This window comes from Leptolyngbya subtilissima AS-A7, from assembly GCF_039962255.1.
Lineage (GTDB): Bacteria > Cyanobacteriota > Cyanobacteriia > Phormidesmidales > Phormidesmidaceae > Nodosilinea.
Window position 1 is genome coordinate 396,952 of sequence record NZ_JAMPKY010000002.1, and the last position, 11,417, is coordinate 408,368.

The 11,417-nt window shown below is 51.5% G+C and carries 7 protein-coding genes and 1 tRNA gene; 7 read left to right on the plus strand and 1 reads right to left on the minus strand.

The window, feature by feature from the left end:
* Nucleotides 1–16: 16 nt before the first annotated feature.
* A complete protein-coding gene (locus NC979_RS06470; RefSeq protein WP_190518607.1) occupies nt 17–1,495 on the minus strand; it encodes an alpha-amylase in 1,479 nt (492 codons plus the stop codon).
* A gap of 801 nt (nt 1,496–2,296) precedes the next feature.
* Between NC979_RS06470 and NC979_RS06475 the strand changes: the two genes are divergently transcribed.
* From NC979_RS06475 to NC979_RS06505, 7 genes are all read left to right on the plus strand, one after another.
* Nucleotides 2,297–2,794: a GNAT family N-acetyltransferase gene (locus tag NC979_RS06475; protein WP_190518609.1), complete on the plus strand. Its 498-nt coding sequence runs from the start codon at nt 2,297–2,299 to the stop codon at nt 2,792–2,794.
* A 421-nt stretch (nt 2,795–3,215) separates the two neighbouring features.
* Nucleotides 3,216–4,574 (plus strand): hormogonium tapered terminus morphoprotein TftA, encoded by a 1,359-nt coding sequence (gene tftA / locus NC979_RS06480; protein WP_190518611.1) that lies wholly within the window; start codon nt 3,216–3,218, stop codon nt 4,572–4,574.
* 157 nt (nt 4,575–4,731) lie between these two features.
* Nucleotides 4,732–5,946 (plus strand): SpoIID/LytB domain-containing protein, encoded by a 1,215-nt coding sequence (locus NC979_RS06485; RefSeq protein WP_190518614.1) that lies wholly within the window; start codon nt 4,732–4,734, stop codon nt 5,944–5,946.
* Nucleotides 5,947–6,339: 393 nt separating this feature from the next.
* A complete protein-coding gene (locus NC979_RS06490; RefSeq protein ID WP_190518617.1) occupies nt 6,340–6,720 on the plus strand; it encodes a hypothetical protein in 381 nt (126 codons plus the stop codon).
* A 471-nt stretch (nt 6,721–7,191) separates the two neighbouring features.
* A tRNA-Val gene (locus NC979_RS06495) sits at nt 7,192–7,265 on the plus strand.
* Nucleotides 7,266–7,991: 726 nt separating this feature from the next.
* The gene (locus NC979_RS06500) at nt 7,992–10,076 is read left to right on the plus strand and encodes an HsdM family class I SAM-dependent methyltransferase (RefSeq protein ID WP_190518619.1); all 2,085 of its coding nucleotides are present in this window, start codon (nt 7,992–7,994) and stop codon (nt 10,074–10,076) included.
* Nucleotides 10,073–11,416, plus strand: a complete 1,344-nt coding sequence (locus tag NC979_RS06505; protein WP_190518622.1) for a restriction endonuclease subunit S — start codon at nt 10,073–10,075, stop codon at nt 11,414–11,416. The genes NC979_RS06500 and NC979_RS06505 overlap by 4 nt, the downstream gene beginning before the upstream one ends.
* The last annotated feature ends 1 nt before the right edge of the window (nt 11,417 follow it).

The following is an 11,417-nucleotide window of genomic DNA, read 5'->3' on the forward strand; positions in this document are numbered from 1 at the left end:
TCCACCCGCTACCCATCTACTCCTTCGGCACCCACACCGAAACTGAACCCGCCTGACAGCTAAACTCAGCCCAGCCCTCGTCGTTGGTGGTGACCGGCTCCTGAATGTGTTCAGTAATATCGTAGTAGACGCAGTTGGCTCGGCCCACCTCCATCCATTTGTGGCCGTCGCCGCCGTTGGTTAGCACCACGGCCATACCGCCGGGGTTGGCCTCGGTGCCAAGCCTGGTCCAGCCAATGGTGCTGGGGTGGTCGAAGTAGTCGTACTGGTCGCCAAAGGCGTAGGTGCTGCGGGCATACAAGAACTTATCGATCAGCCACTTGTGGCTATCGAGCCAGATCTCATATTCGCCGCCGTCGTTGCCAGTGTCTTTGTAGTGGGCCCCGTAGTAGTCGGCGTAGAAAATGCAGGGGTAGCCATCCTGGCGCAGCAAAATCAGCGCGTAGGCCAGGGGCTTAAACCAGGGCTCCACTACCGATTCGAGCGATTGCAAGGGTTGCGAGTCGTGGTTGTCGACTAGGGTAACGGCGAGAGCGGGCTGCTCTTTGACCAGGGTGTTGTCAAAAATGGTGGTGAGGTCGTAGTCGCCACCGGCTTTGCTGGCCTCGCTGAAGTTGTAGTGCAAGGGTGCATCAAATAGATGCACATCGCCTTCGGTTACTTCAATAAAGTGGTGCAGCGCCTCAATTTCGTAGGACCAATATTCGCCCACCGCGAACAGCCTGCGGCCCGCCTGGTATCGGCAGTGCTGCAGCCAGTGGGGGAAAAAACCGGCTCGCACGTGCTTGACCGCATCAAAGCGAAAGCCATCGACCTGGGTGGTGTCGGTGTACCAAGTTCCCCACTCCTTGAGGGCGTTGCGCACCTCATCCGATTCCATGTCGAGGTCGCAGCCCATTAGGTAGTCAAAGGCACCTTTTTCAAGGTCCACATTTTCGTCAAAAGATTTGCCTTTGAAGAGATAAACCGCGTCGTAATTGGGATCGTTTTCGTCGTGGTCAACGGCATCAAAATGCCACCAATGCCACTCCATGTCAGAATACTTGCCCTGGCGACCGGGGAATTTGAAGTGTGTCCACACTTTGACCATGCGATTTTCGTCAATTTGCTCATGACGATTGTCGTGGCTCATGGGAGTAGCTTCGACTTCTTCGGCTTCATCGCCGCCCATCATATGGTTAAATACCACGTCGGCGTAGACGCGAATGCCAGCCTCTTTGGCAGTTTTGATGGCTTGGATATATTCGTCTTTGGTGCCGTATTTAGTGCGAACGCTGCCTTTTTGGTCAAATTCGCCGAGATCGTATAGATCGTAGACGCTATAACCTACGTCATAACCACCGGCGCTACCTTTGTAGGCCGGAGGTAACCAAAGTGAGGTGATGCCTGCTTCTGCCAAGTCCTTAGCGTTGTTGGCCAGCTCGTTCCAAAGGTTACCATCGGGCTCAATGTACCAATGGAAATACTGCATCATCACGCCATTCGGCTCAGACATAACCCGTGGGCTCCGTTAAATAATAAGAAATGTTAGCTCCGCGATTATGGCAGATGTTTTTGGTTTTCCAGTCTGCCTATTGGAGTATTGCCAAAGGTTCTAATTTCTGCTTAGCTGTTTACTGTTGCGCTTTTGGGTAGGAAGGGCGTGCTGCTTTATTTAGTTTCTAGACATCATTAAATAAGGCATCTTCACACGCATTACCTGATACGTAGACGCATTCTTTTTTGTGAATGAATAGAACTTAGCGAGCGTCAGTTTCAGCCGGTCATTTTCAAGGCAGCGGGGAACGCGATCGCACCCCTCCAGCGTCTCAATCGCTGCTCTCAATTCTTTGAACTTACGCGTTGTCACTAGCACCCGGTTCTCCACACAGCCCGTCGTCTGGTTAAAGGCTTTAACCAAACCGCAAACTCGGGAAAATTCTCAAACTGATCCCAGTAGGCCTTGGCTCCGCGATGGATGAGGTGGGTGCGACAAAAATGCGGTGAGTTCTAAGCTCAGTACCAGGCCTAAAATTATGCTGATCGCCGCTGGCATCTCAGTTCTCCTGGGCTAAGCCCCGCCCTACTCATCTCGACCCCCAGACCGCCGGGGTAAGCGTATGCTACACGCAGCCTGGAGGCTTTACCGCTTCGCGGGATATCTCGTTCTGCCATGGCTCTGAGCAGCTTCCCTAAAGGAATGTATTGATCAAATCGTTACCAGCCATCGTTGGCAGGCCTAGCGGTTTACCGGTAAGCCAGTTCATACTGCGATCGCGCCCGAACCCATGTTTTCATCCAGCCTGAATTAGAGCATATGACCTCCACCGCCGATCGCCCGCTTGAGATTCGCCCCGCCACTCCTGCCGATGTGCCAGCCCTAGTGGACTTGATCAAAGCCCTAGCCGATTACGAAAAGCTGGCCCACGAGGTGACCGGCAGCCCCGACGATTTGGCCGCTGCTCTGTTTGGCGATCGCCCCTACGCCGAAGCCCTGCTGGCCTGGGTTGACGACCAGCCAGCGGGCATGGCCCTGTTCTTCCACAACTTTTCGACCTTTTTAATGAAGCCCGGCATTTATCTGGAAGATCTCTTTGTCTACCCCGACTACCGCCGCCAGGGTATTGGCAAAGCGTTGCTAGTGCATTTGGGCAAGCTGGCCCTTGAGCGCGGCTGCGGTCGCTTTGAGTGGAGCGTGCTCGACTGGAACACCCCCGCGATCGAGTTTTACCAAAGCATGGGCGCTGAGATTAAGCCCGAGTGGCAGACCTGCCGGGTGGCGGGGACGGCGTTGGAGAGGTTTGGGGGGATGTAGAGAGTGGGCGAGTGGGAGGGTAGGCGAGTGGGAGGGTGGATGGGTGGATGAGCAGGAAACGAGTGGGAAGGGAGGGGCAGAAGACCATGCAGATTCAGGCTGAAACTTTGAATATTGATATTTCTAGAGCACCGGTAAAGTATCTAGATGACAGCCCCCATTCTGCTGCCCTAGCTCTTCTGCCTAAGCACCTTGGTTTCGCGGCTCCGCCGCCCGCAAAACCTCCGACGAGCATTCCAATGCAGAGCACTGTAAAGGACAGCAAATATTGAACCAGCGCTTTAAACTCAAACCTTTTCCACCCCCCCCTTCCGCCTACCCATCTACCTGCCTACCTTCCCACTCGCCTACCCGCCTACCCCTCCACTTCCCCATTTCCCAGGTATGATTCTGGCCAGAGAGTCTCAGAATTCGGTTCTATATGGCACAGATTTTTATCTCGGCGGGCCACGGCGGCTTTGAGAATGGGGTGGTAGACCCCGGTGCCGTGCTGCCCAACACCACCGAAGCGGCGGAGATGATTCAGATTCGCGATTTGGTGGTGGCTGAGCTCAGGTCGCGCCAGCTAGCCGTGCTGTCTGTGCCCGATGACCTCAGCGCCGCCGCAACCCTAGCCTGGATCAACGCCCGCTGTCGCCCTGAGGATGTGGCCATCGAAATCCATGCCGGGGTCTACAGTGACCCAGCGGTGAGGGGTTCGGCAGTGTTTTATATTGCTAAAAACGACACGCGCCGCACCCATGCTGAGATTGTGCTGCTGGCTCTGCTGCGCCGCATACCCCAGGTGCCTAGCCGAGGCGTTAAGCCCGACACCGAATCGCCGACGGGTCTGTTGCCCTTTTGTCGCAACTTGGGCTGCCCTTCGCTGCTAATGGAGGTGGGTTACCTGAGCAATCCCCAAGATTTGGCCGTCATTCAGCGGCAGCGGCGCGATGTGGCCCTGGGTGTTGCCGATGGGCTGGCCTCCTGGAGCCGGGCGGTAGGCAGCGGTACCCCCACTGCGCCTGGGAGCAACCTGCCCGAAATTCGCATTAACCTCAACGGCGGGATTTACCCAGAGACCGGCATCATCGTCAACGGCAATGCCTACGTGCCCGTCGACATTGCCGACTTGCTGGGGGTAGACGCGACCAGTTCTCCCAACATCACCCGCATTCGCTACGCCAACGTGGTCTACATCAAAGCGGTGGATCTGCAAAACTACAACGTGACGGTGACCTGGGATGCAGCGAGCCGCACGATTCGGCTGCGATCGCGCACGGGCACTCAATTTTGCCCTGGCTCGATGGATCGCATCATGGGCAACGGCAGCACGTCGGATACACAGTTGACCCTGTTTTTGCAGAGCGTCAACCAGGGTGCCGTCAATACCTACCGCGACCTGCCCAAGCTCTACCGAGAAGAAGCGGCGATCGAAGGGGTCAACCACGACATTGCCTTTTGCCAAATGCTGGTCGAAACCAACTCCCTCAACTTTGGCGGCAGCCTCAACCCGGCCCAAAACAACTTTGGCGGCATTGGTTCACCCACGGGCGGGCCAGAGGGGTCATCGTTCCCCAGCGCTCGGGTGGGGGTGCGGGCGCAGATTCAGCACCTCAAGGCCTACGCTAGCCTCGACCCCCTGGTGCAGCGCCAGGTCGATCCTCGCTTTTTGTTTGTGGTGCGGGGAGTTGCCCCCCTAGTGGATCAGCTCAGCGGCCGCTGGAGCGCCGACCCAGAATATGGCCGCAAAATTATGGCCTTTCTGCGAAGGCTTTACGAGCCTATCGTGCCGCCCTAAGCGACCAGTTTGATCGCTGTCCCTTTTGGGGCAACTTGTATGTACCGAGATCGTCACAGGGATGATTGGATCCTAATGTGCCGGGCTGAGCCATCGGTGATACCGTAAAAAGCGCTGTCCGGTGATCCCACACGTTCTCTACGTTTTGCCGCAACCGATGACTTTACTTCGCCAACCCCTGTTTGGGCTGCTGCTCAGCCGCTCCCGAGGCTTTCTTAAACATGGCATTAGCCTATCGGTGCTGTGGTGGCTGGCGACGCTGCCGGTGCAGGCGGCGGTCGAAATGCGGGTAGCTGTGGGCGATCGCCTCAATCAAGCGGTGGTGGGCAGCTCTACCCCAGCGGTGGTTAAAAACGGGACGGGCCAGGGAGTGGGCCAGATTCCCCAGGGGCGATCGGTCACCGTCACTCCCCAGGGAGGCGGGCTGAAGCTAGCCGACTGGCAAGGGCAAGCCTTTTGGGTAGAGCCGACCGGTGGCGGCTACATCTTTATCAACGACAAATGGTACCGGGGTAAGGTGCTGGTAGTGCCCATTGAGGGCAAAGTGACCGCCGTCAACTGGGTGGATCTCGAAGCCTATCTCTACGGCGTTGTTGGCGGCGAAATGCCTGCTAGCTGGCCCCAGGAAGCACTCAAGGCCCAGGCGGTAGCCGCTCGCTCCTATGCCCTTTATCGGCGCGATCGCACCCAGGGCGACCTATTTGATGTAGGGGGCACCACGGCCCACCAGGTTTATGGCGGGCTAGCAGCCGAAGCTCCCTCTGTACAAGCTGCAGTCAACGCTACCCAGGGCCAGGTGCTGACCTACGGCGGTCGGGTAATTGAGGCCGTGTTCCACTCCTCCTCCGGCGGCTATACCGAAAATTCCGAAGATATTTGGCAGCGCGCTACCCCCTACCTGCGCGGCGTGGCCGACTACGACCAAGAGGCCCCGGTATTTCAGTGGTCTGAAACCTTTTCAACCCAGCAAGTTGCGCAGCGCATTACCGGCATTGGCCGCCTGACCGGAGTTGTCACTGAGCGCGCCACTCCCCAGGGGCGCATCACCTCCATCCGGCTTCAGGGCACCCAGGGCAGCCGCACCATGACCGGCACCGAACTACGTCAGGCGTTAGGGCTGCGCAGCTCACTGTGCTCTCTTACCCTGGCGGGCGACACCCTACGGGTTGACGGGCGCGGCTATGGTCACGGCCTGGGGATGAGCCAGTGGGGCGCGCGCGGGCTGGCTACTCGAGGCCACAACTACCAGCAAATTTTGGCCCACTACTACCAGGGCACTGCTCTTTCTAATCTGCGAGTAGCCGCTACCCCCAAGCAAGATGCGCCGCTGCTGCTAAATCCCAAAGGGCTTCAACCTGGCTTGGCTCGCTAAATCGGCGGTGGTAGAGGTTGCGATCGCGCCGCCCGATATGCCAACTTCTATGTCTGCCTGGACGTATGGTGTAGTTGATTAGAGCACCACGTTGAAACCGTGGGAGTAGTAAGCCCTTAGAACGCTTGAAAATTAGAGCGTTTTATGTTTCATACAGCAACTAGTGTGTCTCAGTTGCATCTCTAAACCACATCTTTCTAAGAAACTTTCAACCCCTGCCTTGTTCGCTTAGTAGGGGTTGAAAAAGTGATGCCAGTGACAGACATACCAGAGCGGAGTACTTAGGATAGGAGTTCTGTGAGCGAAAGTATTAATTTGATTAAAGATTATTCTTTCTACTCCAATCCATCGGATTCTTTAGGGAAGACTTGAGAAGCACCCGCTAGGCTCAATATGCTCAAACATTCATTGGTTCTTGGTACGGCTTTAGCCGTCCTTTTCCCCGCAGCCGCCCAAGCGCAGACTATCCCCTATAACAATTTAGAAAGCGTTTGTGAAGGTCGGGTAATTAACTCAAATATCTGCGTAAAATCTGTAGATGATAATGAATTCAGATATCTAACTGTTAATTCTGACCAGGGTCTAGTCACTATAGGCGTAAGCATCATCTCAGAACGCCCTCTCATGTCAATCAAGCTAGAAGGCGAAGAGGATTTACGCTTTGTCCTATTGGATAAAGAGGGCGACCTGTACTACGAGTCAGAACAAGGTACCTATGATGCCTTTAATAGATATTATTCAAATGAATTTGTCTATTTGTTTGACTCCTATTAACTTACTGTTGTGAAATAAAGAAATATTAGTGTGGAACCCTCTGGCTGTTGTGAGCTGTCCACAAGCTATCTACAACAACCTTAACTAGCTTCAGTACCGCCATTCACACCCCTACTAATACTGTCCCTTAGCTATGGCTGAGGGTGTTCTATTTACTACGCACCCAAATAATGAGTGGCACGTTAGTTGTCAGCCATTTCGTCTCCTAAAGTGAAGTTGTTACCCCCTGCTTGATCAGCACACTAGCGATCGCGATCACCCACGAAACGATTGCACCGACACCGACCCCTTGCAAGAACGCCCACCAGTTATAAGATATATCTCTTACATGTCTCTATAATCCTCCTGAAACGTCTATTTCGTGGGCGCCTTGGACAACTACGCTCCCCCTTAGCCTGCTCTGGCTCGTTAGATCGGTGGCGATAGAGGTTGCGATCGCCCCACCCATTGTGCTAATTTCTATATCTGCCCGGACGTATAGCTCAGTTGGTTAGAGCACCACGTTGACATCGTGGGGGTCACTGGTTCGAGTCCAGTTACGTCCATTCCTTGAAAAGCCTACATTTCAAGGCATCTAGGGCTTGGCCCAATTGCTCGTACTACATAGTCAAAAAGTCCACCGCCATTTTGCCGCCATTCTCAAGAAGCGGTTTAGGTTTTGCTGGAGTCTAGAAAGCTCGTGGCTCGGCTAGGAGCCGCGATCGCACTGCTGATGATTGTATTTTGCTTCGTACGATTGAACATGAACGGCTTGAGGGTGTTTGGCAGCGTCTCTCTACGGAGGCTGAGGGCTGTACTGATATCGACAAGCTGGTTAAGCTCACTACAGCAATGCACCGCAATAGTGAGCTGAGGCAGCGCCTGCATGGCCTGGAGCAGTCGAAACAGGATTTGGCTGACCAGAATTAGCTGACTCCATCGATCAGTTTGTAGGGCATCTGGTGGGGAGACTGTCTCCCAGTGCCTTCCAAGAACTGCTTGAAATTATTGGCGATGAGCTGAGGGATGAGAATCTGCCTGCGATCGCGGTGTCTGCCGAGGTGGTCTAGCTAGGGGACAGTCTTTCCAAAGGCGACTGGAGTCCTCATGACTACCCAGATTTGATAGAGCACAACAGTCCCTTACCCTCTCGATGGGAACGTCCATGACTACTTAACTAAGACTTGGGCATCCTAGGTAAAGACGCCTTGATTGTGTTTCGTTGTCCGGGTAGTCCAACACCGACAGCGATCAATAAGATAGAGACTTTCCCTACCGACCGATCGCCCACTATGCCTGACACCGCCCACAAGCAAAACATCCTTCAATACGAGTCAATCATTTGGTCAACGGCTGACCTGTTACGGGGCTGTGGCATCAAGGAGTCAGACTGGCCGTCACACATGATGCCGTTCTTTGCCCTGGTGATGATTGAGAGCCGTCTACTCAGGATGTTTGATGAGCTAAAGGCAGAACTAGGGGAAGACACCGTTGATGAGATTGAGCCAGATGAGCTGATCGAACTGATTCAGGATAAAGGGCAGGGCTACAACACCTACATCTTTGAGAAGCACCAGACCTTAAAGGATATCTGCCAGAACGATAAATCCTTTGATGTTGACTTTGATGCTTATCTAAAAGGCTTCGACGGTGAAACCAAAGACCTGCTTGGGGTAGATGCCTTTGAGGGGGAAAAGTTTCTTGATATCAAAGGGGTGATCACCAGTCTTAAGAAAAAGAGAGTGCTGTTTAGCTATGTTAAGGCGTGGAGCAGCATTGACCTGAAGCCGTTTAACAACTCTGCCATCACAACCTTAGAGGAACACATCAAACGCCGATGGGCGGATATCTCAGCAGACACAGCGGGAGAACAGTACACACCAGATGATGTGATCGCCCTGATCGCGGAGATTATCGCCTCTAAGATTGAGGATTCGGATCGCCTGCTGAAAATCTACGACTGTACCTGTGGGGGTGGCAACCTGCTGTTTGGGGTGGAAGACCGGATTAAGGAAAAGGTGAACCGCCTGACTCAGACCTTTGGGCAAGACTGGAATGACGCCCTATACGCTCTGGCCAAGATTGAAAGTCGGTTTCGGGTAGATTCTAAAATCGAGCATGGCAACACCCTAACCGATGACAAGTTCTTTGATGATGAGTTTGACGTGGTGGTGGCGAATCCGCCCTATGGGGTGGACTGGAAAGGCTTTCAGAAAGATATTCGCAATGATAAGACCCAACGCTTTCACCATCTGCCCTCAGTGGGAGATGGCCAGTTGTTGTTTATGCAACACCTAATCTCGAAGATGAATGCCACGAGTATGGGGGTAGTAGTTCACAATGGCTCGACCCTGTTTAGTGGAGATGCCGGATCGGGGGAAAGCAATATCCGTAAATGGATGCTGGATAACGATTTGGTGGAAGCGGTGATCCAGTTGCCTACGGATGAGTTTTTTAACACCAATATCTACACCTATCTGTGGGTGCTGAATAAGCAGAAACCCGATGGGCGGAAGGATCAGGTGATGTTGATTAATGCCAGTGAGAAGTTTAAGCCCCTGAAGAAGAGCAAAGGCTCGAAACGGAAAGAGGTGGATGAAGCTAACCGTTTAGAGATTGTAGACACCCTCGATAAGTGGACGGATCACGACTATGCAAGGGTGTTTGATAAGGAGTTTTTCTATTTTAATAAGCAGGCAATTATGCTCACGAATGTGGATGAGCATGGCAAAACGTTTGCGGATCGCTTGAAGGAAGGGAAAAAGAGCCTAAAGCTCACACCTGTGAAGTTAGATAATGGGGAGCGGACACTCACCGAGTTTACAATTTTGAGTCCTCCTAATGCTGAATTAGAAGAAGGAATTGATAACGAGAAAGTCTTGGCGGTGTATCACGAGTTGGATATTAAGCCTTTTGTGAGTTCGTTGGACTATCAGGAACAGCGGTTGGTGGTGGCAACTGAGGAGGCACAATACAGCTTTGATGCTGACCGAGAAACGCTGATTAAGGAAGTATTAGGTAAGCGGGAAGCATTGGGCTGTGGAAAGATTGTGGTGAAGTCTGCGTTTAAGAAAAGGACAAAAACAAAACCGGAAAGCATTGTGATTACGGTGGAGCTAACGCCGGACTATCAGAAGGATTATGAGATTATTCCTTATCATCGTGACCCGGATGAGAATTGGGCGGCAATTGAGGCGTTTATGGCAAAGTATATTACGAAGCCGTTTGAGTATTTGGACAATGTGTTGGGGGTAGAGATCAACTTTAACAAGGTATTTTACAAGTCTGAACAGTTAAGAAGCGTGGAAGAAATCTTAGGTGAGATAGACGCTTTGAATGATGAATTAAAAGTGTTAGAAGAGGAGCTAACGCTATGAGAGAGGCACTACAGACTTATGAAGAATACAAAGATAGTGGGCTTGCTTGGCTAGGTGACATCCCCAAAGACTGGAAATTAAATTTTTTAGTCAAAGTTTTATCTTCACTTGTGGACTACAGAGGGCGAACTCCCAAAAAAGTAGGTTTTGATGAAAATGGAATGCTTCTCGTCACAGCAAAGAATATTAAACAGGGAAGTATTGACTATTCACTTTCAGAAGAATTTGTAGATATTGATGATGTTCAATCTTTACTCAATAGGGGAAAGCCAGAAGTTGGCGACGTATTATTTACTACAGAAGCTCCACTTGGCGAGGTGGCTAATGTTGATAGAACTGGTTTTGCCCTTGCTCAGAGAATTATCAAGTTTCGGGGGAACGAAAAAGCCCTCGATAACTACTTCATGAAATATTGGTTGATGTCATCAACCTTTCAATACAGCTTACAGCGTCATGCAACAGGGTCTACTGCTCAGGGGTTAAAAGGTAGTAAGGTCAGGCTACTGAATATTGTCCTTCCTAGCCTCACTGAACAGAAGGCGATCGCCCACTACCTCGACACCAAAATCGCCCAGATTGATTGCAAAATTGACTTGCTCATCCAAAAATCCCAACGCTACCAGGAACTAAAAAGAACGCTTATTAACGAAACCGTTACACGCGGTCTTGATAAGTCTGCGTCCATGAAAGATAGCGGCATCGAGTGGATAGGAGAGATTCCTGAGCATTGGTATATATATAGAATCAAAGATTTCACCTATGTCAAAGGTCGGATTGGTTGGCAGGGTCTTCGCAGTTCAGATTTTCTAGACACAGGTGATCACTACTGCGTAACTGGTACTGACCTTATCAATGGCTTAGTTAATTGGTCAGACTGTTACTTTGTCTCAAAGGCGAGATACGAACAAGACAAGTACATACAGCTTAATATTGGTGATCTTTTGATCACAAAAGATGGAACCATAGGAAAGACAGCCTTAGTAGATGTATTGCCCAGAAAAGCAACATTGAATAGTGGGCTATTTGTCACAAGGCCTTTGAAAGGCAAATACTTAAACATTTTTCTATACTGGGTACTTAATTCATCCGTTTTTAGGAATTACATTGACTTAACTAAGGGTGGCTCTACAATACAGCACTTATATCAAAACGTTTTTGATCGTTTTTTGTACTGCTGTCCTCCATTGACTGAGCAGCAGGAGATCTCCAATTATCTATCTCAAAAAACCAATCATATTGATCGGATGATCGAGAATGTCAATTCAAAAATTGAAATTCAAAAAGAACTTCGCAAAACACTAATTAATGATGTCGTAACAGGCAAAATCAAGGTAACCTAAC

Coding starts and splice junctions, on each gene's coding strand:
- tftA (WP_190518611.1), top strand. CDS start 3,216: ATGGCACAGATTTTTATCTCGGCGGGCCACGGCGGCTTTGAGAATGGG.
- NC979_RS06470 (WP_190518607.1), bottom strand. CDS start 1,495: ATGTCTGAGCCGAATGGCGTGATGATGCAGTATTTCCATTGGTACATT.
- NC979_RS06485 (WP_190518614.1), top strand. CDS start 4,732: ATGACTTTACTTCGCCAACCCCTGTTTGGGCTGCTGCTCAGCCGCTCC.
- NC979_RS06505 (WP_190518622.1), top strand. CDS start 10,073: ATGAGAGAGGCACTACAGACTTATGAAGAATACAAAGATAGTGGGCTT.
- NC979_RS06490 (WP_190518617.1), top strand. CDS start 6,340: ATGCTCAAACATTCATTGGTTCTTGGTACGGCTTTAGCCGTCCTTTTC.
- NC979_RS06500 (WP_190518619.1), top strand. CDS start 7,992: ATGCCTGACACCGCCCACAAGCAAAACATCCTTCAATACGAGTCAATC.
- NC979_RS06475 (WP_190518609.1), top strand. CDS start 2,297: ATGACCTCCACCGCCGATCGCCCGCTTGAGATTCGCCCCGCCACTCCT.